At 66.8% G+C, this 23,161-nt stretch carries 22 protein-coding genes; 10 read left to right on the plus strand and 12 right to left on the minus strand.

What is annotated here, in order from left to right:
• The first annotated feature begins 111 nt into the window (after positions 1-111).
• From PAA8504_RS13465 to PAA8504_RS22085, 3 genes are read left to right on the plus strand one after another with little or no spacing between them, the layout of a single operon-like run.
• Entirely contained in the window at positions 112-1,038 is a 927-nt protein-coding gene (locus PAA8504_RS13465) for a sulfurtransferase (RefSeq protein ID WP_108894714.1), read from the plus strand.
• Positions 1,039-1,048: 10 nt separating this feature from the next.
• Entirely contained in the window at positions 1,049-2,179 is a 1,131-nt protein-coding gene (locus PAA8504_RS13470) for a YeeE/YedE thiosulfate transporter family protein (protein WP_108894715.1), read from the plus strand.
• 3 nt (positions 2,180-2,182) lie between these two features.
• Complete coding sequence (locus PAA8504_RS22085) at positions 2,183-2,353, plus strand: hypothetical protein (RefSeq protein WP_181375798.1); 171 nt, start codon at positions 2,183-2,185, stop codon at positions 2,351-2,353.
• Between the two features lies 1 nt (position 2,354).
• Here the strand turns inward: PAA8504_RS22085 and PAA8504_RS13475 are convergent, their stop codons facing one another.
• A complete protein-coding gene (locus PAA8504_RS13475) occupies positions 2,355-3,605 on the minus strand; it encodes a urate hydroxylase PuuD (protein ID WP_108894716.1) in 1,251 nt (416 codons plus the stop codon).
• A 326-nt stretch (positions 3,606-3,931) separates the two neighbouring features.
• Between PAA8504_RS13475 and PAA8504_RS13480 the strand changes: the two genes are divergently transcribed.
• Positions 3,932-4,657, plus strand: coding sequence for a Crp/Fnr family transcriptional regulator (locus PAA8504_RS13480; protein WP_108894717.1), 726 nt, complete (start codon positions 3,932-3,934; stop codon positions 4,655-4,657).
• An 11-nt stretch (positions 4,658-4,668) separates the two neighbouring features.
• Here the strand turns inward: PAA8504_RS13480 and PAA8504_RS13485 are convergent, their stop codons facing one another.
• On the minus strand, positions 4,669-5,289 hold the full coding sequence (locus PAA8504_RS13485) for a sensor histidine kinase (protein WP_108894718.1): 621 nt from the start codon (positions 5,287-5,289) through the stop codon (positions 4,669-4,671).
• Between the two features lie 273 nt (positions 5,290-5,562).
• Complete coding sequence (gene uraH, locus PAA8504_RS13490; protein ID WP_108894719.1) at positions 5,563-5,916, minus strand: hydroxyisourate hydrolase; 354 nt, start codon at positions 5,914-5,916, stop codon at positions 5,563-5,565.
• Between the two features lie 72 nt (positions 5,917-5,988).
• Between uraH and puuE the strand changes: the two genes are divergently transcribed.
• Together puuE and PAA8504_RS13500 are read left to right on the plus strand one after the other, a co-directional pair.
• Positions 5,989-7,398, plus strand: a complete 1,410-nt coding sequence (gene puuE / locus PAA8504_RS13495) for an allantoinase PuuE (RefSeq protein ID WP_108894720.1) — start codon at positions 5,989-5,991, stop codon at positions 7,396-7,398.
• Complete coding sequence (locus tag PAA8504_RS13500) at positions 7,395-7,904, plus strand: ureidoglycolate lyase (RefSeq protein ID WP_108894721.1); 510 nt, start codon at positions 7,395-7,397, stop codon at positions 7,902-7,904. Before puuE ends, PAA8504_RS13500 begins: the two co-directional genes overlap by 4 nt.
• Positions 7,905-8,246: 342 nt before the next feature.
• Here the strand turns inward: PAA8504_RS13500 and xylB are convergent, their stop codons facing one another.
• From xylB to PAA8504_RS13525, 6 genes are all read right to left on the minus strand, one after another.
• Positions 8,247-9,698 (minus strand): xylulokinase, encoded by a 1,452-nt coding sequence (xylB, locus tag PAA8504_RS13505; protein ID WP_108894722.1) that lies wholly within the window; start codon positions 9,696-9,698, stop codon positions 8,247-8,249.
• Between the two features lie 68 nt (positions 9,699-9,766).
• Entirely contained in the window at positions 9,767-10,591 is an 825-nt protein-coding gene (locus tag PAA8504_RS13510) for a bifunctional allantoicase/(S)-ureidoglycine aminohydrolase (protein ID WP_108894723.1), read from the minus strand.
• Between the two features lie 75 nt (positions 10,592-10,666).
• On the minus strand, positions 10,667-11,929 hold the full coding sequence (locus PAA8504_RS13515) for an OpgC family protein (RefSeq protein WP_108894724.1): 1,263 nt from the start codon (positions 11,927-11,929) through the stop codon (positions 10,667-10,669).
• Positions 11,904-13,676, minus strand: a complete 1,773-nt coding sequence (gene mdoH, locus PAA8504_RS13520) for a glucans biosynthesis glucosyltransferase MdoH (protein ID WP_108894725.1) — start codon at positions 13,674-13,676, stop codon at positions 11,904-11,906. Before mdoH ends, PAA8504_RS13515 begins: the two co-directional genes overlap by 26 nt.
• Positions 13,669-13,839: a hypothetical protein gene (locus tag PAA8504_RS22090; protein WP_181375805.1), complete on the minus strand. Its 171-nt coding sequence runs from the start codon at positions 13,837-13,839 to the stop codon at positions 13,669-13,671. The genes mdoH and PAA8504_RS22090 overlap by 8 nt, the downstream gene beginning before the upstream one ends.
• The gene (locus tag PAA8504_RS13525) at positions 13,824-15,398 is read right to left on the minus strand and encodes an OpgD/OpgG family glucan biosynthesis protein (protein ID WP_108894726.1); all 1,575 of its coding nucleotides are present in this window, start codon (positions 15,396-15,398) and stop codon (positions 13,824-13,826) included. The genes PAA8504_RS22090 and PAA8504_RS13525 overlap by 16 nt, the downstream gene beginning before the upstream one ends.
• 235 nt (positions 15,399-15,633) lie before the next feature.
• Here PAA8504_RS13525 and PAA8504_RS13530 point away from each other — a divergent pair, with 235 nt between their 5' ends.
• The gene (locus PAA8504_RS13530) at positions 15,634-17,082 is read left to right on the plus strand and encodes an alpha/beta hydrolase (RefSeq protein WP_108894727.1); all 1,449 of its coding nucleotides are present in this window, start codon (positions 15,634-15,636) and stop codon (positions 17,080-17,082) included.
• Here the strand turns inward: PAA8504_RS13530 and PAA8504_RS13535 are convergent.
• From PAA8504_RS13535 to PAA8504_RS13545, 3 genes are all read right to left on the minus strand, one after another.
• Positions 17,075-17,698, minus strand: coding sequence for a helix-turn-helix transcriptional regulator (locus PAA8504_RS13535; RefSeq protein ID WP_108894728.1), 624 nt, complete (start codon positions 17,696-17,698; stop codon positions 17,075-17,077). The genes PAA8504_RS13530 and PAA8504_RS13535 overlap by 8 nt on opposite strands.
• A gap of 187 nt (positions 17,699-17,885) precedes the next feature.
• Entirely contained in the window at positions 17,886-18,716 is an 831-nt protein-coding gene (locus PAA8504_RS13540; protein WP_108894729.1) for an acyl-homoserine-lactone synthase, read from the minus strand.
• A 100-nt stretch (positions 18,717-18,816) separates the two neighbouring features.
• Entirely contained in the window at positions 18,817-19,518 is a 702-nt protein-coding gene (locus PAA8504_RS13545; RefSeq protein ID WP_108894730.1) for an autoinducer binding domain-containing protein, read from the minus strand.
• A 237-nt stretch (positions 19,519-19,755) separates the two neighbouring features.
• On the opposite strand from PAA8504_RS13545, the gene PAA8504_RS13550 reads away from it, so the two are divergent.
• From PAA8504_RS13550 to PAA8504_RS13560, 3 genes are read left to right on the plus strand one after another with little or no spacing between them, the layout of a single operon-like run.
• Positions 19,756-20,715: a TAXI family TRAP transporter solute-binding subunit gene (locus PAA8504_RS13550; RefSeq protein ID WP_108894731.1), complete on the plus strand. Its 960-nt coding sequence runs from the start codon at positions 19,756-19,758 to the stop codon at positions 20,713-20,715.
• Positions 20,716-20,741: 26 nt separating this feature from the next.
• Positions 20,742-21,164, plus strand: a complete 423-nt coding sequence (locus PAA8504_RS13555) for a DUF1850 domain-containing protein (protein ID WP_245897638.1) — start codon at positions 20,742-20,744, stop codon at positions 21,162-21,164.
• A gap of 6 nt (positions 21,165-21,170) precedes the next feature.
• Positions 21,171-23,159 carry a TRAP transporter permease gene (locus PAA8504_RS13560; protein WP_108894733.1) on the plus strand — a complete coding sequence of 663 codons (1,989 nt, stop codon included), beginning with the start codon at positions 21,171-21,173 and terminating at the stop codon, positions 23,157-23,159.
• The last annotated feature ends 2 nt before the right edge of the window (positions 23,160-23,161 follow it).

The following is a 23,161-nucleotide window of genomic DNA, read 5'->3' on the forward strand; positions in this document are numbered from 1 at the left end:
TACGGGGCCCGAAGGGCGAAAACGGTTCCCCGACGGGCGGCGTGGACGGGCTTGATGTCCTGTGGGACACCTCCACATAAGCTGGGAAATTCATTCAAAGGAGGCTTTCTCATGCGTCTTGCCGCCCTGACCGCCGCCGGCCTTCTGGCCACCACGTCCATCGCCGCCGCGCAGACCGCGCTGGGGCCCCTCGTCACCCCCGAAGAGCTTCAGGGCGCGCTGGACGACGTGCGGGTGATCGACATCCGCCCCGAAGGTGCGTTCGGTGACGGGCATATCGGCGACGCCGTCGTCGCCCCCTATGCCCTGTTCCGCGGCCCCGAGGAGAATCCCGGCCAGATCGTCCCGGCCGATGACCTTCAGCAGGCCTATCGCGACCTCGGCCTGTCGCTGGACGACCATGTCGTCATCTCTTACGCGGGGTCGGACATCAGCGATTTCGGTGCCGCCGCGCGGGTCTACTGGACGCTGAAATCGTCCGGGTTCGAGAATCTGTCGATCCTGAACGGCGGCATCGCCGCCTGGACCGAAGCGGGGCTGGAGCTGGATGACGAGGTCACATCGCCCGAGGCCAGCCAGATCGAGGTGACGTGGTCGCCCGAGTGGACCGCCTCGGCCGAGGATGTGCAGCAGGTGCTGAACGGCGAGGACGAGGCGCTGCTTCTGGACGCCCGCCCGGAAGGCTTCTGGTCCGGCAACCAGTCGCACCCGTCGGCTGCCAAGCCCGGCACCCTGCCCCAGTCCGAGTATTTCGAACACGCGGGCTGGTTCGCCGAAGGCCCCGCGATCATCGACGCGTCGGCCGCACGCAGCCTTGCGGACGAGCAGAATTTCAGCGACGCAGGGTCCATCATCTCGTTCTGCAACACCGGGCACTGGGCCGCGACCAACTGGTTCGCGCTTTCCGAACTGGCCGAGGTGGGCGACGTGAAGCTGTATCCTGAATCCATGGTCGGCTGGTCGAACGCGGGCTACGAGATGGCGAACGTTCCCGGCCCGCTGAAGACGCTGTGGAACAACATCACCAGCGCATTCTGAGGGGGGCGGCATGGTCAGCTTCGCCGCAGGCACCAGCCCCGAGGGGCGCACCGGCGCCTCGAACATCACCCGTGCCGCCCTGATCGGGGCGGCGTTGGCCTTTGCCTTCGCCGTCGCCGTCCTTGCGGGCGCGCGCTATGGCCTGTTGATCCTGATCGGCCTGGGCTTTGGCATCACGCTGGAAGGGTTCCGGTTCGGTTTCGCGGGGCCGTGGCGGCGGATGATCACCGACCGCAACCCCGACGGGCTTCTGGGGCACCTTCTGTCCATCGGGCTGGTCGCGCTGGTGGCCTTCCCGCTGCTGGCCACCCACGGGGAGGAGCTGATCGGCGCCCATGCCCCCGTGGGCTTTGCCATGATCGGCGGGGCCTTCGTCTTCGGCGCCTGCATGCAGCTTGTCATGGGCTGTGGGTCGGGCACGCTGGTCAACGCCGGATCCGGCAACCCCGTAGGGCTTCTGGCGCTGCCCTTCTTCGCGCTGGGGTCCTTCGCGGGGGCCTACAACCTGATCTGGTGGACCGACCTCGGCGCGCTGCCCGTCATCGCGTTCGAAGGCACGTCGGGCCTTCTGATCACGCTTGCCGGGCTTGCGGCCGTCGCGGCGGCGATCCTGTGGATGGCGCCCGCGCAATACCGGTCGATCCCGCGCCGCTATGTCTACGCGGCCGTGGGCCTGGCGATCTTCGCCATCCTTAACATCGTGGTCGCGGGCCAGCCCTGGGGCATCGTCTATGGCCTTGGCCTGTGGGCCGCGAAGGGCGCCACCACGCTGGGCGTCCCGACCGAGCCGTCGGCCTTCTGGGGCATCCCCGCCAACCAGGAGCGGATCGCCGAAAGCCTGCTGACCGACGTCACCTCGCTGACCAACCTCGGCATCATCGGCGGCGCGCTGCTGGTCACCGCATGGCGCGGTGGGTTCGGGCAGAAGCTGCCGTCATACCCGCTGAAAGGCTGGATTGCGGCCATCGTGGCGGGGTTCCTGCTGGGCTATTCCTCGCGGATCGCGTTCGGATGCAACGTAGGCGCGTTCTTTTCAGGGATCTCCACGGGGTCGCTGCATGGCTGGGCGTGGTTCGCCGCGGCCTTCGCAGGGTCGGTCCTGGGCGTCAGGCTGCGGCCGAAATTCGGATTGGGGGGCTAGGCCATGACGCGCAAACTGACCGCCACCATCGCCGGGCTTCTGGTCGTGGGCCTGCTGGCCTTCGATCTGGCCGCGTCCGAGCCGCTGGACCCTTATGCCCAGCCGCCGGTCGTGGCGCTAGGGTCCGGGGCGGCGGCCTCGGGGGCGCATTGCGCGTCCCTGCCCACGGAATGACCTAGCGGGCGGCGACCTCGCGCGCGCCGCCCTGCCCCGCGCGGAACCAGTCGCGGATCGCGCGCCGCTCGTCTTCCGAGATATCGGTCAGGTTCGCGGGCGGCATGGCGTGGGACACGCCCGCCTGTAGAAAGACCTGCCGCGCCTGCCCCGCGATATCGGCCGCCGTCTCCAGATAGACGCCCTTCGGCGCCCAGCGGATGCCGTCCCACACGGGTTCGCGCGCGTGGCACATGGAACAGCGGCCGACCACGATCCCCTCGACCGCCTCGAAGCCCGGCGCGTCGGCGAAGGCCAGCGCGTGGGCGTCCATGGGCCGGTCGGCGGCCACCTCGTAGTCGCCGTCGCGCAAAGGCGCGGTGGACAGCCACGCCAGGATCACGAACAGCACCGCGGTCACGGCCCAGGTCCAGTATGGCGGGGATTTACGCATGTGCATGCTGTTGAAGAAATGCCGGATCGACACGCCGATCAGGAACACCAGCGCCGCGATGATCCACGCGTTTTCCGTGGCGAAGGCCAGCGGGTAGTGGTTCGACAGCATCAGGAACAGCACCGGCAACGTCAGATAGTTGTTGTGGGTGGACCGCAGCTTGGCGATCTTGCCGTATTTCGGGTCGGGCTTGCGCCCTGCCTTCAGGTCGCCCACGACGATGCGCTGGTTGGGCATGATGATCATGGCGACATTCGCTGTCATGATCGTCGCCGTCATCGCCCCCAAGTGCAAAAGCGCCGCGCGGCCGGTGAAGATCTGGTTCAGCGCCCACGACACCACAACGATCCCCGCAAACAGCACCAGCATCACCGCCGTGGGCCTGTCCTTCAGCGGCGACTTGCACAGCGCGTCATAGGCGACCCAGCCCACCGCAATGAACGCGGCCGAGATACCGACGGCCTGCCAGACCGCCAGATCGGCCTTGGCGGGGTCGATCAGATACAGCTCGGCCCCTGCCCAGTAGACGATCATCAAAAGCGCCGCGCCCGAGATCCAGGTCCAGTAGCTTTCCCATTTGAACCAGGTCAAATGCTCGGGCATCGCGTCCGGGGCGACGAGGTATTTCTGCACGTGGTAGAACCCGCCGCCATGGACCTGCCATTCCTCGCCATCCGCAGGGCCTGCGATGTTCCGATTCAACCCCAGGTCCAGCGCGATAAAATAGAAGGACGAGCCGATCCATGCGATCGCGGTGATGACGTGCAGCCAGCGTACCGCGAAGGCGGCCCAATCCCACATGACGGCGAAATCGTACATCGCGGTCCCTTCCCCGGTGTCCAGATATGCCCGCCGGCGTGGCACCCCGGCGGCAGGCCCCCCTTTTGCGGCAGATACCCCCGCCGGGCAAGACCGGGCGCGGTGCGAGGCGTGACGGCCCCTCATTCAAGTCGGGCGCGGCGCCCCCCGCCCGGCCCGGTGCCGCTGCCCCGTCCGGACCCGATTTGTACGCTTCTGTACCTATCCAGTTCCAGTTCGACACCCCGGCCGCCGTCCGGTATGTGAATTCATCGGCCCCGTGATTTTTTGGGTTGGGCCGCTTGAGAGACAGCCAGCGCGCTCTTGCCCTTCACGCAGGAGCAGCCATGGCCAAAGCCTTCGGCCCACCGAACGATCACAACATTCTTCTGGCATCGCTTTCGCCCGACTTGCGCGCTGTGCTGGCCCCTCATCTGGAGCTTGTGCGGCTCGAGCAGAGATCGGCCCTGGAATATCCGCAGGAGAAGATCGAACGTGTCACCTTCCCGGTCGATTGCGTGGGCTCGATGGTGGCCGTCGGGGACGAGGGGCGGCGGATCGAGGTCGGGCTGTTCGGCTTCGACGGGATGTCGGGAACCAGCATCGTGATGGGGGTGGAGACGAGCCCGCTGGAGGTTTTCGTGCAGGTTGCCGGGGACGGGTACACGATCGACACCGAAGTCTTCCGCGGTCTCCTCGACCAGCACGACGCGCTGGAACTTCATTTCAAGCGGTACATTCACTGCTTGAACATCCAGACCACCCAAACGGCCCTGTCGAACGGCCAGTCCAAGCTCGAGGAGCGTTTGGCGCGCTGGCTTCTGATGTGCCACGACAGAGTGTCAGACGACCGGATGGCCCTCACCCACGACTTTCTGTCCATCATGCTGGGCGTTCGCCGGGCGGGGGTGACCGTCGGGACGCATATACTTGAGGGCAAGGGCCTGATCCGCGCAGGCCGGGGCGTCATCACCATTCTGGATCGGGATGGACTGGAAGCAGAGGCGCGCGGGTCCTACGGCGTGGCCGAGAAAGAGTATGCGCGCCTTTTCGGAAACCCGCCCACCGACTGACGAGCGGCCTTTCAGATCGGCAATTCGATCCGGTAGGATGCGCCGTGACCATGTTCGACCGTCAGTTTGCCGCGATGCCGCTGGACGGTCGAGTTCACGATCGTCATCCCCAGCCCGGTGGTATCATGGATGTCGAAGCCGTCCGGCAGGCCATGGCCGTTGTCCCCGACATCGACGATCAGGATCCCTGCCTTGCTGACGCGATAGGTCACGCCAACGACCGTCCCGCCATCCGCATGCCCATGCTTGACCGAGTTCGTCGCCAATTCGCTGATCACCACGGCAAGTGCACCCGCGATGTCCGCGGGCACCGGGATGTCGACGCCGTTCACGAACACGTCGATATCGAGGCTTTGCGACAGAACCTCCGAAAGCTCCTCTAGGTGGGGCAGAAGCTGCACCTCTTCGCCGCGTCCGATCTGACCCATGATCCGGTGAAGGCGCGCGATCGCACTCAGCCGGTTGGCGGCGCTTTCGAGCGCAAGGCGCGCCTCTTCGACCGAAGAGATTCGTCGGCTTTCGAACCGCATTGTCGCAGCAAGAAAGGCGAGGCTGTTCCCGATCCGGTGGTCAGCTTCCCGGTCCCGGTCCCGGGGCACCGCCGGCTCTTCCATCACCTGCATCTTTGCCATCACGGCCTCCTTCCAGAAGCAGCATCACGATGAGGGCACCCGCCGGACTCACTCGTACCGTGGTCACTGGGTTCACACTTTGCCCGACGGATGCCCCCGGGTCACTCATCAAACTTTGAACACGCGCATACAACCTATGGTGCGTATTCGAACACTTGGCATACGCCTTCGGCCCTGCGCTGCCAGCAAGACGCAGAGCACTGGAACCGGTGTGCGTTCAGCCAGAATTGGCGGGGCCCCGGCGTCGGACGTCCCGGCCCCGGGCGGGTCCCCTCAGCTGCCGCGATAGGTTGAATAGCCGTAGGGAGAGAGCAGCAGCGGCACGTGGTAATGCGCATCCTCGCCCATGCCGAAGCGGATCGGCACCTGGTCGAGGAACCGCGGCGCAGCCCCCGGAGCCGCGGTGCGGTCAAGATAATCGCCCGCGTGGAACACCAGCTCGTAGGTGCCGGTGGCGAACTCGGCCTCGGGCAGGATCGGGCCGTCGGTGCGGCCGTCGTCGTTGGTCACGACCTCGGCGAGGCGGGTACGTGTCTCGCCCTCGATCCGGTACAGGGTAATGGTCAGACCCGCGGCGGGGGCCCCGCGCGCATTGTCGAGGACATGGGTCGTCAGATATCCGGGCATGGCACTTTCCTTTTTCGCACGTCCTACCATACCACTTAGCGCGTGCCACCGCCGCTATTGGAGAGACCGCCGATGACCCGTTACCCCCGCGACCTTCAGGGCCATGGCCCCACGCCCCCCGCCCCCCGCTGGCCGGGTGGTGCGAAGATCGCGGTGCAGATCGTCCTGAACTACGAGGAAGGGGGCGAGAATAACATCCTGCACGGCGATGCCGCGTCCGAAGCGTTCCTGAGCGAGATCGTCGGCGCCGCCCCCTGGCCCGGCCAGCGCCATGCGAACATGGAGTCGTTCTATGAATACGGCGCGAGGGCGGGGTTCTGGCGGCTGCACCGACTTCTGGGCGACCTGCCGATTACCGTCTACGGCGTGGCGACGGCGCTGGCGCGATCCCCTTCGCAGGTGGCCGCGATGCAGGACGCGGGGTGGGAAATCGCCAGCCACGGGCTGAAATGGATCGAGCACAAGGACATGCCCGAAGCCAAGGAGCGCGCCGCCATCGCCGAGGCGATCCGCCTGCATACCGAAGTGACGGGCGAAGCGCCGCGCGGGTTCTACACCGGCCGGTCGTCCGAGAACACGCTGCGCCTGACCGCCGAGACGAGAGCCTTCGAATATATTGCCGACGCCTATGCCGACGATCTGCCCTACTGGATCGAGGTGGGCGACCGCGATCAGCTTGTGGTGCCCTATACGCTGGACGCCAACGACATGCGCTTCGCCACGCCGCAGGGGTTCAACGCGCCCGAACAGTTCTTCGACTATCTGCGCGCGACCTTCGACACGCTGTATCGCGAGGGGGAGGAGGGCGCTGCCAAGATGATGTCGGTGGGTCTGCATTGCCGCCTGGTGGGCCGTCCCGGCCGGATCGAGGCGCTGCGCCGTTTCATCGAGCACGCGCAGGCGCATGACGGGGTCTGGTTCGCCACGCGGGCACAGATCGCGGACCACTGGGCGCGCGAGCATCCGCATCGTCGGATCGAACGTCCCAGTCAGATGGACCGCGAGACCTTCGTCGCCCGCTTCGGCGGGGTGGTCGAACACTCACCCTGGGTGGCAGAGCGCGCCTTCGACTTGGAGCTTGGTCCGGCACACGACACGCCCGTCGGGCTGGCGAATGCCTTGTCCCGCGTGCTGCGCACCGCGTCCGAAGCCGAGCGTCTGGGCGTCCTGCGCGCGCATCCCGACCTGGCGGGAAAACTGGCCGCTGCGAAGGCCCTGACCGCCGAGAGCAGCGCCGAACAGGCCAGCGCCGGGCTAGATGCCCTGACCGAGGCCGAGCGGGCGCGTTTCACCAAGGCGAACGCCGAATATATGGACAAGCACGGCTTTCCCTTCATCATCGCAGTGCGCGATCACGACAAGGCAGGAATAATGGCCGCGTTCGAGCGGCGCATCGCCAACGACCGCGCGACCGAGTTCGCCGAGGCGTGCCGGCAGGTCGAACGCATCGCCGCGCTGCGGCTGCGGGACATGCTAGGATGACGGCGCGGATCCCCCTGACCCCGCTGACCGCGGCCGCCTTCGCCCCGTTCGGAGAGGTGCTGGAAGCCTCGGGGCCGCCGGACCGGGTCATCAACCAGGGCAATTGCGGGCGGTTCCACGACCTTGCGACGCTGGTGGCGGAAGGCGGCGGGCGGATCGGGGTGAACCTGTTCGACGCGCTCCCCCGCGCCCTGCCCTACACCCTGGACATGGTCGAGCGTCACCCGCTGGGCAGTCAGGCCTTCCTGCCGATGCATCCCCACCCTTGGCTGGTGATCGTGACCCCCGACGAAGGCGGCATCCCCGGCCGCCCGCAGGCCTTCCGCGCCGCGCCGGGACAGGGGATCAACTTTGCGCCGGGCACGTGGCACGGGGTGCTGACGCCTCTGGCGGCGCCGGGGCTGTTCGCCGTGGTCGACCGGATCGCGCCGGACGGGGAAGACCCGGCCGCCAATCTGGAGGAACACTGGTTCGAGGCACCGTGGCAGGTCGTGGAACCGGGGTGACGGGGCGGACTGGGGGTTTCACACCCCCAGACCCCGTGGGGTATTTTTCCAAGGATGAAGGGGATGCGGGGCTGGCCCGGGTCGCCTTTGCGAGGCGCCGGGCTGATTTGCGGGATAGTCTGGCGAAGAAGAGGGGCGGGCCCGCCAATCGCGAATTCTTCAAGACGGGGCGTCACCCCCGGTCGTGGTCTCACCGGTGAAACCCGTGATCAGGGCGGTGTGCGGGATGTCAGGCCGCACGGCCCCTCTCGAAAGAGGTTTCGCTGTCTTCGTCATGCGCGCGGGGTGGGGTATGGCCCGGCCTGTGTGAAGGCCGGGTGAACCGGGCGCGCGGTGGGGGACCTACTGGATCTCGCGGATGGCCGGGTAGGCCGCGCGGAAGGCGGCGTAGGCCTCGTCGAAGGCAGGGACGAGATCGCGGTCGGGCGTAATCTCCTCGCCCGTTTCGGGCGGGGTGACGATGTCGGCAGGGTCGGCACCAGTGGCGGCGATCCGGCTCAGGCGGGCGGCGCCCAGGGCTGCGCCGAACTCCCCCCCCGCGGGCAGGCGCAGCGGCAGGTCGAACACCGTCGCCAGAAGCTTCAGCCAGTGCCGCGACCGGGTGCCGCCGCCGATCGCCATCAGCGTGTCGAGCGACGCGCCCGCCTGCTTCAGCCCCTCGAGCGAGTCGCGCAGGCCGAAGGCCACCCCTTCCAGCACCGCGCGGGTCAGGTCGGGCCGCTTCGTGTCGGTGCCGAGGCCGGTGAAGCTGCCGCGGATTGCGGCGTCGTTATGGGGCGTCCGCTCACCCGAGAGGTAGGGAAGGAAACGGACGCGGCCGGGGGCTTTCAGCGTATCGCCAAGCTCGGCCGTGAGTTCGGCGGGGCTGACACCGGTGATGGAGGCCAGCCAGTTCAGGCTGTCGGTCGCAGCCAGCATCACGCCCATCTGGTACCAGTGCCCCGGCACCGCGTGGCAGAACGTGTGCAACGCGGTTTCAGGTGCCGGGCGGTAACCGTCGCGCGCGGCCAGAAGCACGCCCGAGGTGCCCAGCGACAGGAACCCCTGCCCTTCGGACAGTGCGCCGATCCCGCAGGCTGCGGCGGCGTTGTCGCCGGCCCCTCCTGCCACGGTGACCGGGCCCGTGACGCCCCAGACGGAGGCGAGTTCAGACCGCAGCAGGCCGGCCTGTTCGCAGCCTTCGACCAGGCGGGGCATCTGGTCACGGCGCATGTGACCTGCATCCAGCAAGGTGTCGGACCAGTCGCGCGCGCCAACGTCCAGCCACGAGGTCCCCGCGCTGTCGGACATGTCGGCCACGTGGTCGCCCGTCAGGTAGAAGTTCAGGTAGGCGGCCGGCAGCAGCACCTTGGCGGTGCGGGCGTGGTTCTGGGGCTCGTGTTCGCGGACCCATTCCAGCTTGGGCGCGGTGAAGCCCGGGAAGACGATGTTGCCCGACAGGTCGCGCACGCCCTCGGTCGCGTCGAGGGCCACGGCCTCGGCGTGGGAGCGGGTGTCGTTCCACAGGATGCAGGGGCGGATCACGCGATCCTCGGCGTCCAGCAGCGTGGCGCCGTGCATGTGGCCTGCGACGCCGATGCCCTTGAGCTGCGCGAATTCGGGATGGGCGGCGCGCAGTTCGGCGACGGCGTCCTCAAGCGCGGTGATCCAGTCGGCGGGGTCCTGTTCGCTATGGCCCGGATGGGGGTGCGAGACGGAATAGGCTCGCTCGGCCGAGCCCAAGGGCGCGCCGCCCTCGTCCGTCAGAAGGGCGCGCAGGCCCGAGGTGCCAAGATCGATGCCGAGAAAGCTCATGTCCGTCCCCCAATTGTCGGTCAGGCCGAGGTGTGACCCGATTTCGCGCGGCTGTCCACCGGGCGGGATCAGCGGCGCAAGGTCAGGGGCGCGTGGCGGTTCACGTCCTTGTAGAGCAGATAGCGGAACGAACCCGGGCCGCCCGCATAGCAGGCCTGGGGGCAGAAGGCGCGCAGCCACATGAAATCGCCGGCTTCGACCTCGACCCAGTCGGCATTCAGGCGATAGACCGCCTTGCCTTCAAGGACATAGAGTCCGTGTTCCATCACGTGCGTTTCCAGGAACGGGATCACCGCGCCCGGTTGCAGGGTGACGATGGTGACATGCATGTCGTGGCGCAGGTCGGCAGGATCGACGAAGCGCGTCGTGGCCCAGGCGCCATTGGTGCCGGGCATGGGCGTGGGGGCGATGTCGGCTTCGTTCAGGACCAGCGGATCGGGGGTGTCGAGGCCGGGGGCATGCTCGTAGGCCTTGCGGATCCAGTGAAAGCGGGCGGGGGCCTCGCCGGTGGCGCGCAGGGTCCAGGCGAGGCCGGGGGGAATGTAGGCATAGCCTCCGGGGGTGAGGGTGTGGGGCGTATCGCCGATGCTCAGGACGATCTGTCCTTCGGTCACGAAGAGGACCGCCTGCGCGTCCGGGTCGGCCTCGGGCCGGTCGGACCCGCCGCCCGGCTGCACCTCCATGATGTATTGCGAGAATGTCTCGGCGAAGCCGGTCATGGGGCGGGCGAGGACCCACAGGCGCGTGGCGTCCCAGAACGGCAGGGCACTGGTGGTGATGTCGCGCATCGTGCCGTGGGGCAGCACCGCATAGGCGTCGGTGAAGACGGCGCGGCCGGAAAGAAGGTCGGTCTGCGGCGGGTGGCCGCCATGGGGGGCGAAGTAGCTGAGCATACGAGGGGGCCTTTGTACGGATGACGGCGTGCAATGGACCCCCTTCGCGGCCAGATGGGAAGGGCGAAAGTAGCGTCAGCTAGCGTCGGAGGAGGCGCGCACCTGCGTCACGCGGTGATCCGGCGTCGGGATGGCCCGCGGGCGCGGCGCCCCGCCGGGCCTGGGGCGCGCCCGGTCCGCGATCCACGCCGCGAGATAGGCCAGCGCCACTCCCAGCGGCGGCACGACCCAGGGCAGCCAGGCGACGTTGGGTTCGATATCCATGACGATCTGCCCCGTCAGCGCCAGCATCGTGCCCAGCGCGAAGACCAACAGGCCGTGCCGCCCGAGGCGGCGCAGCGGATCGGCCCATCGGCTGGCGCAGGCGCGGGTGACGAAGGGCAGGCAGGATATGACGTAAACCAACGCCATCACGTGCAGGAAACGCGGCAGCGCCAGATAGGTCTTGCTGTGCGAGACTACGTTGTAGGGCGCGCCCATGGACCCCAGCTGCGCCATCCTGCGGTTCAGCGCAGCGCCCAGATCCGGGACGTGGCGCCATGCGAAGACGAAGAACAGGAACGCCAGCGCGACCCCGAACAGGGGCCAGTTCACCGGGACGAGGCGCTGGCCGTTGCGGTGCCGGATGCCGATCAGAAGGCCGATCATGAAGATCGCCTGCCATGCGAAGGGGCTGAAGAACCAGCCTCCGCCGCCCGGGTGGTTCGGCACGTTCAGGCGGTAGATGCCCGCCACCAGCCACAGCCCCAGGCCCAGCGCCAGCGTCAGGCGCGGCGCGCGCATGCCGCCCACAAGTATCAGCGGGGCCAGCAGCATCAACGCGATATAGGCGGGCAGGATGTTCACATAGCCGATCTGGTAGCCCAGCGTCGCCATGCCCCACATCGCCGCGCCCGGATCCTCGTAGAACCGCGCAAGGTTGTGCATCACCCGGAACTCGCCGCGATAGAAGGTCGACGCCGCCCAGGCGAACAGCCCCAGCGCCGCGACGGTCAGGACGGTCTGCACCATGTAGAGGGTCCAGGCCCGCCGCCACATTGGCGCGATCCCGTCCCATGCGCGCCCTTCGCCCGCCAGCCAGCGCGCGATGCCGGGGCTGTAGGCGATGCCAGCGGCAATGCCGGACATGACAAAGAACGCCTCGGCCGCGTCCGAGAACCCGATGGTGCGGATGGTCACGCTTTCCCACGGGTTGCCGGGCATGTGGGTGACGATGATCATGACCAGCGCCAGCCCGCGGAACACGTCGATGCGGGGGTCGCGGGTCGTGGGCGCGTGGATCGGCCCCCCGCGGATGGGGATCAGCTTGGCGTCAGGCCGATCGGGCGGCGGGGTCACTGGGCAGGTCTTTCTGCACGGGCGGACGGGCCAGCGTCTCGCGGTAAGCGAGGACGACGGGGGCCGGCGCGGTTTCTTCGGGGGTGCGGAATACCGCGCGGGTGACCGGCCACGAGGTGACGGCGATCAGAAGCGGGGCGGCGATCATGGGGACGGTCACGGGGCTCATCCACCAAGACAGTTCGGGCGCGATCCACAGGACCGCCCCGGCGGCGCCAAGCCCCACCAGCATGATCCAGCGGCCCGCGCGCCAGCCTGCGGCCAAGGACAACTGCCCCTCGCCCCGCGCGGTCGAGGGCCAGCCGCCATCGCGGCCGGCGAATACCTCGGTCACGGCGCGGGTCTGGTAGATCAGCATCACGGGCGCGATCAGGGCGGTCAGCAGCGTTTCGGCCAGAACAGAGGCGAAGGCGCGAAAGGTCCCGCCATAAGGACGCGCGCGCCCTGTGACGGCAGCCTCAAGCAGGATCGACAGCTTGGGCAGAAGCAGCAGCCCGCCGATGCCGATGGCCAGCACGACGATCTGAAAGGTCCGGTCGGTCGGGAAGACCGGGAACAGCTGATAGGTCTCGGGGAAATAGTCCGGTAGCGGCGCCGTGGCGGTCGCCAGAAGCGAGACGATCAGGAACGCCCCCCACGCGATCGAAACGAGGTAGGACAGGATTCCCTGCACGAAGACAAAACGGCTCCACCCCAGAAGGCCGGGGGCGTTCACGAGGCGGATGTGTTGCAGGTTGCCTTGGCACCAGCGGCGGTCGCGGCGGGCATAGGCCAGAAGGTTGTCGGGCCCCTCCTCGTACGATCCGGGGATGCGGGGGTCCATCTCGACCCGCCAGCCTCCGCGCGCAAGAAGGGCCGCCTCGACATAGTCGTGGCTGAGGATGGTGCCCCCGAAAGGCGGTTTGCCGCGAAGCTCGGGCAGGCCGCAGCAATGGGCCAGCGCGCGCACGCGTGCGATGGCGTTGTGCCCCCAGTAGGGCCCGGCGCGCCCCTGAAGACGGGCGAGGCCCCGCGCGAAGACGGGCGAATGGAAGCTGGCGGCGAATTGCATCGCGCGGCCGAAAAGCGAACCTGCGCCAACGATCTTGGGCAGGGTCTGCAAAAGGCCGAGGCCGGGGTCGGCCTCCATCCGGGCGATCAGGTGGCGGATCGTTTCCCCCTCCATCAGGCTGTCGGCGTCCAGAAGGACGACATATTCGTAGGCCCCGCCGGAGCTGCGGATGAAATCCTCGACATTGCCGGCCTTGCGGCCGACCCGTTCGGTCCGGTTGCGATAATAGACCCGGTGGGACGCAAAATCCGGGTCGTCCAGAAGGGCGAAGGCGGCCTGTTCCTTGCGCAACGTGTCCTCGCCCGAGCTGTCGGACAGGATGACGAAATCGGCCGGAACCCCCGCCGCCGCAACCGAGGCGCGCATCGCCACGATCCGGGCACGCACTTCGGTCGGGTTCTCGTTGCAGATGGGGATGAGGATGGCCGTCGGCGGCACCCGTCCCGCGGCCGGGTTCGGAAGGGTCGGCAGGGGCCCGAGGCCAAGGAACGCTTGCCCGGCCCCCCAGGCCAGCCACCCGGTCGTCAGCAGGATCAGGGCCACCCGGGCGCCGTCAAGCGGTCCGAATCCCGCCGCCAGCCCGGCCTGGGCCATCGTCACGGCCGCGGCGGCTGCGCAGATCGCGGCAAAGCACAGGACGGCGATCCTGCGCCGCCATGTCGGGCCGTCGCGCAGGTAGGCGCGGGCGTCACGCATTGCGCATGAAAATACGGCTTAGCGCATCGAAGAAGCCGAGACGCGCCTGACCCTCGACGACCTGGCGCGGCATTTCGAGGGGGGCCGAAGGCGGCGCCATCGGGCACAGGTCGGCATCGCTTTGCCCGGTATGTCCCAGTGCGGTGTTCAGTCTCGCATCCATTGATAGACCCATGTCTCGGACAATGTGCGGTCGCCCGCCACAAGATCCGCCTTCAACTCGGTTACGGCGCCGGCTTCGGCACGGACTTCGAGGACCAGCCGCCAAAGGCCGTCTGGACCTTCGACATATTGCAGCACCTGTTCCTCGAGCGTGCCGTTCGCAACGCTCACTCGCGCCTCAACCTCGGACTCTCCTTGCGGTTCCCCAAGCATCCCGCCCTGGAAATCAATGACGAATTTCCGCCGATCGCGACGGGGTTCGACGCCTGCAACGCCTCCGAATCCGCCAAGCGTGCGCAGGATTCGGGCACGCTCCGAACGCGCCCCCGGGGGCGTCATGCCCCAGTGCAGCCGATAAGAGGTCTGGTAGGTGTCGCCCGCCGCGAAGTTGCCCTCGGGGATCCAGAAGGCAACGATGTTGTCGTTGGCTTCAAGGTCCGACGGGATCTCGATCAACCTCACCGTGCCCGCGCCCCAGTCGTTCAGCGGCTCGACCATCAGCGAGGGTCGCGCCTCGTAATGGGCGCCCGCGTCGAGGTAATCGTCGAAGTCGCGGTGCCGCTGGACCAGCCCGAAGGGGCCCGGCGACTGGGCGCCGAAATAGGAATTTGCCAGCCGTGGCGGATTGGCCAGCACGCGCACCAGGGTCGACTCGCCCAAGTTCAGTACCAGCGCCTCGCTGTCGTGGACGCGGGTGCGGTAGTCGTCGAAGGGCCCTCCGTCGTTCGGCCCGAAAAGGAACATCGAGGTCAGCGGCGCGATGCCCAACTGCCGGACATCCTGCCGAAAGAACAGGTGCAGCTCGACATCCATGGTCGTCGTCTCGCCCGGGCGCAGGACAAAGCGATAGGCGCCGGTCACGGACTGGGATTCCAGCATCGCATAGAAAGTGACCTCGCCTGAAGCGGGGTCGGGGCGTTCCAGCCAGAAGGCGCTGAAGCGGGGAAACTCCTCCTCGCCCGAAACGGCGGTGTTCACGGCCAAGCCGCGCGCGCTGAGGCCATAGCGGTTCCCCTGCCCCAGTGCGCGGAAGTAACTGGCCCCGAGGAACGAGACGACCTCGTCGAAGCGATCGGCCGAGTTCAGCGGCGCGTTGAGGCGGAACCCGGCGACGCCCGGGAGCGCGGCGCCTTCGGGGATCGTGTCCCGCGCGGAGCCGTAATAGTTGAAATCGGCCGCTGTGAACTTGATCGGACGGGCGCGGCCGTCCTCGACCTCGAACAGGGGGACGGTCCCGTCGAACAGCCAGCCGGGGTGATAGGCGTGCAGGACGAATTCAGCCTCCTCGGCCTGCCAGACCGCGTTCTCGGGTCGGAACTGGATGTTGCGGTAGTCGTCGTAGTCAAGATCCGAAAACGGCGCGCCCAATGCCTCGGGGGGCTGGTATTCAGCCTGTGCCGCGTTTCGCGCACGCTCGATCAGGCGGTCGAAGGAGAATGGTTCAACCGTGATGGCCGCCTGCGCCGTCACCCGACCCGCCGCCGCCGCGGCAATGACAGAGCCACCGATCCGAAGAAGCATACGACGCGACAGGACGAACGGACGGTCAGGCATGGTCATGAAGCGGATCCCGGAAAATTCTGCACCGCAGAACACTTACCCCCCGGCAGGGCAGTTTCAATTCCCCACGCGAAAGCGGGCGATTGTTTGCCGCGACGTCTCGGCAATTTGGTGCCGGTGGTCGGATCGCGTATGACGATCGCAAGAGGAGCGAACGCGCATCGCACTGCATCGCCCGGTACCCGAGGGGGAGTACAGTTTTGAAAAACACGTCTTCATTCCGGCGGACACCCGCATGAGGCCACTGGTCGCGGCCTTTCTGATCGTGCTTTCGGTGGTCGTTCTGGAACTCCCCCGTGCCGGTCTGGAGATCACGACGTTTGACGTGGGCGCGACACCCGTGACCCGCTACGCCCGCCCCGGCGCGGAAGGGCCGGCCGTGGTGATCGCGCATGGCTTTGCCGGCTCGCGCCAGATGATGCAGGGCTATGCGCTGCCGCTGGCGCGCGCTGGCTACCGGGTCTTTGCGTTCGATTTTCTGGGGCATGGCCGAAACCCGGTGCCGATGTCCGGCGACCTGACCGCGATCGAGGGAACGACCCGCCTTCTGGTCGATCAGACCGCTGCGGTGATCGATGCCATCGATGCCGGAACCCGGCCCCTCGCCCTTCTGGGCCATTCGATGGCGACGGACGTTCTGGTGCGCGTCGCGGGCGGGCGCGACGATATCGGCCCGCTCGTCCTGCTTTCGGCATTCTCGAACGCGATCGACGCAGAGCGCCCGGAAACCTTGCTGACCGTGACCGGCGCGTGGGAGCCGGGCTTGCGCGACGCCGCGGTGGAGTTCGTGCGGATGGTCGACCCCGACGCGGCCCCCAGCCAGACGGTGTCGAATGGAGAGGTCACCCGCCGGACGGTCATCGCGCCATATATCGAGCATGTGTCGATCCTGCACAGCCGCGTGGGTCGTCGGGCGGCTCTGGACTGGCTCGACCAGGTCTATGGACGCGCGTCCGACGTGATGCTTCTGCCGACAGGCCCGGCGATCCTGGCGCTGCTGGCTGGGCTTGTGTTGCTGTTCCGTCCGGTGGCGCGGGTGCTGCCAGACCGCGCCACCCCGGCCCCTGCCCTGCGCCGGGGGCAGATCGCCGTCGCCGCGCTGTTGCCCGCCGTCGTTGCGCCGGTCGTGGCAGTGCCCCTGGATCCCGATCTTCTGCCGGTGCTGGTCGCCGATTACCTGGCCCTGCACCTGCTAGTCTTCGGCCTGGTGCAACTGATCCTCATCCGGCGCTGGGGACTTCCCTGGGGACCGCTGTCGGGCCGCGCCCTGATCCTCGTGCTGGTCTGGAGCGGCATCGTCGGGCTGGCGCTGGACCGCTATGCCGCGAATTTCTGGCCGACGGCGGACAGGGTCTGGATCGCGGCGGCCATGGTGCCCGGAACCGTATGCTTTCTAATGGCAGATGCGATCCTGACGCGCGGCGCCTCGCTGGCGCGGCGGGTGGCCTTGCGGGCGGGGGTTCTGGCGTCGCTGGGGTTGGCGGTCACGCTCGACTTCGACGACCTGTTCTTCCTGGTGATGATCGCGCCGGTCATCGTGCTATTCTATCTGGTGTTCGGCACGCTGGGCCGCGCGGCCTCGCGCAGGTCCGGTCCCCTGGCCGCAGGACTGGCGCTGGGGCTGGTCCTTGCCTGGACGCTGGGCGTCAGCTTCCCGCTGGTCGGGACCGGCCCCCTTAGATGAGGTTGTAATCCTTGGCGCGCTGGATCGCTTCGGCGGTTGTGCGGGCGTTCAGTTTCTCGCGTGCGGTACGGATGCGGAACTTGAAGGCCGAGTCGGAAATCCCCAAGCTGTCGGCCGCCTGCTTGGTCCGCATGCCTGTCGCAAGGCGCACCAGCGCCTCGGTCTGCTTGCGTGACAGGGACAGGTTCAACGGGAACATCCCGTGGATCGTTCGGCTGATCTCTTCGAAATGGGCATTTTCGTCGTCGGTCAGCTCGCGATCCGCGCGGGCGACGCTGATGACACTGCGGCATTGCCGCGGCCCAAGCGAGACCGAGGCGCCGAATTTCAGACCGTGCCGCGCCGCTTGACCCATGATGTCGTACGGGTCCGGAAGCGCCGGATCCGACCAGCGCAACAGACCGGTATGTTCCATGCACCAGCCGACAACCGGGTCGCGCAGGGCATACCCGTTCTCATTGTACTGTTTGACCCATTTCACGGGATAGGTTCGTTCGACCATGCGGCACGACAGGCCCCGCAGATGAAGAATGATGGCGTAGCCCGACGGAGCGAGCGCGTCGAGGTGCCTGAGCGCAATGTCCAGGCCTTCCCGAGCCGAAAGGTGTGAGTTCATATCAAAAGGACGATCATGACCGAATAGGAGCCCCCAACGCGCACCTTATGGCTTAGAAAGATACGGTCGGACAATCCGAGGGCGCAACGCAAAAAAGCCGGCGATCGAGTCCTTCACGCGAAGATTGATGTGGAATTACAACCACAGAGGCAGGCGGTCCACCGGTATGGGCCGCCTGCCGATCCCGTCAAGCGACGTGACGTGACGTCAGAGATTCGGGCGGGGCACTTTCGACCAGACCCTTGGAAAACAGGTCCATCCACATCCGATAGACCGCCGCCACTTCGTCCACCGTCTTGGCCGCATCGAACTGCGCCCAGAGATAATCGACCGTCAGCTCGCGGCCGACCGAATTGGACTGGGACAGCAATCCGGCATCGGTGAAACGGGCCAATTCCTCGGGGCCTGCGAACACGTCGTGGGGAATGTTGGCGAAGTCGCGCACCCGGTCGATCCTTTCTTGCGTGCAGTCCAGAAGCGCGGCCAGTGCCGGCACCTTGCCCATCTGGACGGTACTGCCGACATAGTCGTAAGGCGCGTTGTTCGACCGCTTCAGGACCTTGTCCATGACGGGATCGATGACGGTGACGATATCGTCGATCCCCGACGACATGGCATATTCCAGCGATCCGATCATCAGCTCGGCCGTGGCATCCGAGATCGAACCCGGTCCCCGGCCCCGGGCAAGGCGCTTGGTATCGACACAAAAGCGGGTGGATTCCCACAAGGTCGGGCTGCGCAGCGGCGGCTCGTCCCCGAGGATGGCGCTGAAGACGTCCGACAGCATGTGCGGGCCGGTGGTCTGAAGCGCGCGCACGCACGACACGACGTCACCCGCCGCATTCACCCCGATCACGTAGGCCGGGTCCAAAGAGTCGTACTGGTCGATCTCTCGCCCATTCTCGACCTGCACGTCCCAGCCCAAACGCCCCCCGAACACCTGGGCCCGCAATTGGAACATACGGTCGACCAATGTGGTATACTTGTGACGGTTCAGTGCATCGACGATGATGATCATCTCAGATTCTCCAAAAGATTTACGAGAATGAGAATCGTCGCGCTGGGCAGGCTTCACAATTGGGGGAATCCCGTAGCGGCAGAATTACCCCACGTCAGCCTTACCGGGGGTTGATCAGCCGAGATTCAATAGCGCGCGCGACAGCCTGCGTCGTCGTCAATGCCGAGAGCTTGGTGCGGGCGGACCTGAGGTGAACCTCGACCGTGCGATCCGAGATCGACAGGATCGTGCCGACATCGCGTTGCGTCTTGCCCACCGCGATCCATTGCAGAATCTCGATCTCGCGTTGCGACATCAAGGGCCGCATCGCCGGGTTCTGATCCGTGAAGGATTGAACCACACGGTCGTGCAGGTACACCGCCATGGATTGCAGATCGGACCGGATATGCGCGAACTGCTTCTTCCATTGCTCGGGAGAGCCGTGCGCCGACACGCTGAGCATGCCGATATCACCGAATGGGCCGCGCACGGGTACGGTGACGCCGTTCCTGGGAAGCCCGAAATCCGACGCCTCGAGCATCACTCGATCGCCTTCGCAGATCGCCGCCGCCCGGGCCCAGTCCAGCGGCGCGATACTGCGGCTGGCAAGGCGCAGGGTCGGGTCCTTCGATGCCATTTCGTTCTGCTGGTAGTGCTCGATCCACGCACCGGGATATGTCACGAACCCGCGGATGTCCGACCCCGCATGATCCATTCCCGCATAGGCGGCGTGATCGACGCCGAGCCTGTCCCGAAGCTGTTCGATGAACGCATTGAAGGTGTCGCGGGACGTAGGTTCCGCGCCGATGTCGATCAGGCCCATCTGGGTTTCACCCCCATAAAGCCGTGTCCCTTGTTTCGCCCTAGGCCGGGCATGACCCCATGTCAAGGTCACCCTATACGGGTAAAAGGTTCATATTCCAGACGCAGGACTTCAACTTTTTCGATTGAGCTAGGAAAAACGCCCGGGAATGCGACATGGGCGTGCTTTCAAGATGTCGTTTGACCCCGGCTATCCTGCGGGTAGGCTTGGGCAGAGAAAATCATAGGGAGGAACACCATGCTACATATGCGATCAATTGCGATTCTCGCCGCGCTGGCGGCCGGTCCGGCCGTCGCGCAGTCGCAGCTGTCGATTGCCACGGGCGGCACGGGCGGCGTCTATTATCCGATGGGCGGCGGCCTGGCCGAGGTCATCAACAACCACGTCGAAGGCGTCAGCGCCACCGCCGAGGTCACCGGCGCCTCGGTCGAGAACATGGGCCTGATTGCCACCGGCGACGCTGACCTTGCCATCGCGCTGGCCGATACCGTCCAGCAGGCCTATGCGGGCACCGGCCGGTTCGAGGGGCAGCAACTGCCGATGGTCCGCGCCATCGGCTCGCTTTATGCCAACATGGTGCAGATTGTGACGCCTGCCGATTCCGACATCCAGTCGATCGACGATCTGGCGGGGATGCGCGTGTCGGTCGGTGCGCCCGGATCCGGGACCGAGGTCAATGCCCAGACGCTGCTGGAAGTGAACGGCATGTCCTTCGACGACTTCGACGCCCAGCGCCTGAACTTCAACGAAACGGCGGATGCGCTGGCCAACGGCGATATCGACGCCGGATTCTGGAGCGTGGGCGCCCCCACCTCGTCGATCCTGAACCTCGCCACGACGCAGGACATCCGCATGATCTCGCTGACCGACGAACAGATCGCGGCGGCCGAGGAAGCGGATCCGACCTTCGCCGAGCTGTCGCTGGCTGGCGGCACCTATGAAGGCGTGGACGAGGATATCGCGACCATCGGCGTGCCGAACGTGCTGGTCGTATCCTCCGAGCTGGACGAGGATCTGGTCTATCAGATCACCAGCGCGATGTACGAGAACATCGCCGAGCTGCGCGCGGTCCACCCCGCCGCCGAAGAAACCACGGTCGAGTTCACCATGTCCGCGACGCCCGTGCCGCTGCATTCCGGCGCGATCCGCTATTTCGAGGAAGCGGGCGCCGAGATTCCCGACGACCTGCGGGAATAATGAAACCACTGCTTGCAGGGGGGATCTTGACCCTCCTGCTGGCCTCTCCTCTTTCGGCGGCGGACCTGACCGCGACGATCGACGACGGGACCGAGATCGCGCGGATCGAGATTGCCGAAGGGCAGGACTGGTGCGTACTGTGGCGCCATTCCGTGCAGGGGTTCGACGTCGAGGATTGCTATCGCAACATGGACGGACGCATGGTCCTGATGCGGTCCCACCAACCCGACTTCGCCGCGGGTCTGGGGCATATCCCCGGTCGCGGCCGGCAGGTCTCGGACGGCGACGGCGGGTACTGGATCGAGGATATCGACGAGCCGGTTCCGGGCAACGCCTATGTGCTGAGACCCGGCAGCATGGCGGTCGATCACCGTCTGGCGGCCGGGGGCACCGTTGTCTCGCTTTCTGAAACAGCCGCGCATCGGCGCGTTCGCATCGCTTTGGAGTAGACCGGCATGGCTGACGATCGGGTCAACAGCGCGGAGATCCGCAATATCCAGCCGAAACTCGCGTTGGGGCTCATCTCGGTCATCGGCATCGCGTTGTCGCTGTTCCAACTTTACGCCGCCGGGATCCAGCCGCTGGGCCTGTTCTATCAGCGGCCCATTCACCTGGGCTTCATCCTGGTGCTGTGCTTCCTGATCTATCCCGTCACGGGGGAACGTCCGCGCGGTGCCCTCGGCTGGGCCATCGACCTGCCGCTGGTCCTGGGCGGGGTGCTGGTGGGCTATTGGGTGCCTGCCAACATCGACGCCATCGCCAACGCGATCTTCCCGCGCACGCAGGACGTGGCCGTGGGCATCGTCACGGCGCTTCTGGTGCTTGAGGCCTCGCGCCGGGCCATCGGGCCGACGATCACCGTCATCGGCGCGGTCTTCGTCGTCTATGCCTTCGCAGGCAACCGGGGCGAGTTACCGTTCCTTTCAGACCTCATGCCCGGCATCCTGAACCACCGCGGCTATTCGCTGGACCGGCTGGCCAGTCAGCTGACCCTGGGGGCCGAGGGGATATTCGGCATCCCGCTGGGCGTCGCAGCCACGTTCATCTTCATCTTCGTGCTGTTCGGCGCGTTTCTGGAAGTGACCGGCGCGGGCAAGTTCTTCATCGACCTGGCCTACGCCACCACGGGAAAGCAGCGCGGCGGACCGGCGAAAGCCGCTGTCATCGCGTCGGCGGGCATGGGCTCGATCTCGGGCAGTGCCATCGCGAACGTCGTGACCACGGGCGCCTTCACGATCCCGCTTATGAAGAAGCTGGGGTATCGCCCCGCGCAGGCCGGCGGGATCGAGGCCGCGGCCTCCACGGGCGGGCAGATCATGCCGCCCCTGATGGGCGCGGGCGCGTTCCTCATCAGCGAGTTCACGCGGACGCCCTACATCGAGATCGTCATGATCTCGATCTTCCCGGCGATCCTATATTTCGGGACGGTCTACCTGCTGGTGCACATCGCGGCGGTGAAGCGGGGTCTGGAAGGCCTGCCGGCCGAAGAACTTCCGAAAGTACGCGAAGTCCTGCTGGAGGGGTGGCACTTCCTTCTGCCGCTTGGCGTGCTGGTCTGGCTGCTGGTGGCGGGATACTCGCCCATGCGCGTGGGGTTTTATGCCGTCGTCGCGGTGGTCGCATCGGCGGTGCTGCGGGCGATCCTGTCCTACCTGCGTCACGGTCCGACATGGGCGGGTGCCGTCGCGCTGGGCCGCGCGGGGGTCGAAAAGACGCTGGAGGCGCTGGAGCTGGGCGCGCGGAACGCCGTCGCGGTGTCGGTCGCCTGCGCGCTGGCGGGGATCATCGTGGGCGTCGTGGGCCTGACTGGGCTGGGGCTGAAGTTCTCGTCCATGATGATCGCGTTTTCGGGGGGCAACCTGCTGCTGGCGCTGCTGCTGGTGGTGATCGCCAGCCTGATCCTAGGGATGGGTCTGCCGGTGACGGCCGCCTATATCGTGCTGATCATCCTGATCGGCCCCGCCTTGACCGAGGAATTCGGGATCCCCCTTCTGGTCGCGCATCTGGTGGTCTTCTGGTGGAGTCAGGATTCGAACGTCACTCCGCCCGTGGCGCTGGCGGGGTTCGCGGGAGCGGCCATCGCAGGATCGCCACCGATGGAGACGTCGGTGCAGGCGTGGAAGTTCGCGAAGGGCCTGTATCTGGTTCCGCTGTTCATGATCTTCAACGAGCCGATCATCGTCGGCGGCCCGATCCCGCTGGTCCTGTGGAACGGCCTGATCGCGATCCTGGCCCTGACGGCCTTCGCCGCCGCGCTGGAAGGGTTCCTGTTCGCGCCCATGCCATGGTGGCAGCGCGCCGTGTTGGTCCCCTCGGTGGTGGCGGTCTTCTGGCCGTCCATCGCGATCGAGGCGGTTGGTGCCGCGGCGATCGTGGTCGTTTTGTGGCTGAACGCGATGGCGGGGCGGCGGGCGGCGCCGGACGCAAGGCCCGACCCCGCCTGACC

The sequence above is a fragment of the Palleronia abyssalis genome, assembly GCF_900302445.1.
Taxonomy (GTDB): domain Bacteria; phylum Pseudomonadota; class Alphaproteobacteria; order Rhodobacterales; family Rhodobacteraceae; genus Palleronia; species Palleronia abyssalis.

Coding starts and splice junctions, on each gene's coding strand:
- PAA8504_RS13550 (WP_108894731.1), top strand. CDS start 19,756: ATGCTACATATGCGATCAATTGCGATTCTCGCCGCGCTGGCGGCCGGT.
- PAA8504_RS13525 (WP_108894726.1), bottom strand. CDS start 15,398: ATGACCATGCCTGACCGTCCGTTCGTCCTGTCGCGTCGTATGCTTCTT.
- PAA8504_RS13475 (WP_108894716.1), bottom strand. CDS start 3,605: ATGTACGATTTCGCCGTCATGTGGGATTGGGCCGCCTTCGCGGTACGC.
- PAA8504_RS13545 (WP_108894730.1), bottom strand. CDS start 19,518: ATGGGCCTGATCGACATCGGCGCGGAACCTACGTCCCGCGACACCTTC.
- PAA8504_RS13530 (WP_108894727.1), top strand. CDS start 15,634: ATGAGGCCACTGGTCGCGGCCTTTCTGATCGTGCTTTCGGTGGTCGTT.
- PAA8504_RS22085 (WP_181375798.1), top strand. CDS start 2,183: ATGACGCGCAAACTGACCGCCACCATCGCCGGGCTTCTGGTCGTGGGC.
- PAA8504_RS13465 (WP_108894714.1), top strand. CDS start 112: ATGCGTCTTGCCGCCCTGACCGCCGCCGGCCTTCTGGCCACCACGTCC.
- puuE (WP_108894720.1), top strand. CDS start 5,989: ATGACCCGTTACCCCCGCGACCTTCAGGGCCATGGCCCCACGCCCCCC.
- PAA8504_RS13485 (WP_108894718.1), bottom strand. CDS start 5,289: ATGGCAAAGATGCAGGTGATGGAAGAGCCGGCGGTGCCCCGGGACCGG.
- PAA8504_RS13480 (WP_108894717.1), top strand. CDS start 3,932: ATGGCCAAAGCCTTCGGCCCACCGAACGATCACAACATTCTTCTGGCA.
- PAA8504_RS13500 (WP_108894721.1), top strand. CDS start 7,395: ATGACGGCGCGGATCCCCCTGACCCCGCTGACCGCGGCCGCCTTCGCC.
- PAA8504_RS13535 (WP_108894728.1), bottom strand. CDS start 17,698: ATGAACTCACACCTTTCGGCTCGGGAAGGCCTGGACATTGCGCTCAGG.
- uraH (WP_108894719.1), bottom strand. CDS start 5,916: ATGCCCGGATATCTGACGACCCATGTCCTCGACAATGCGCGCGGGGCC.
- PAA8504_RS22090 (WP_181375805.1), bottom strand. CDS start 13,839: ATGGATGCGAGACTGAACACCGCACTGGGACATACCGGGCAAAGCGAT.
- xylB (WP_108894722.1), bottom strand. CDS start 9,698: ATGAGCTTTCTCGGCATCGATCTTGGCACCTCGGGCCTGCGCGCCCTT.
- PAA8504_RS13470 (WP_108894715.1), top strand. CDS start 1,049: ATGGTCAGCTTCGCCGCAGGCACCAGCCCCGAGGGGCGCACCGGCGCC.
- PAA8504_RS13510 (WP_108894723.1), bottom strand. CDS start 10,591: ATGCTCAGCTACTTCGCCCCCCATGGCGGCCACCCGCCGCAGACCGAC.
- PAA8504_RS13540 (WP_108894729.1), bottom strand. CDS start 18,716: ATGATCATCATCGTCGATGCACTGAACCGTCACAAGTATACCACATTG.
- mdoH (WP_108894725.1), bottom strand. CDS start 13,676: ATGCGTGACGCCCGCGCCTACCTGCGCGACGGCCCGACATGGCGGCGC.
- PAA8504_RS13560 (WP_108894733.1), top strand. CDS start 21,171: ATGGCTGACGATCGGGTCAACAGCGCGGAGATCCGCAATATCCAGCCG.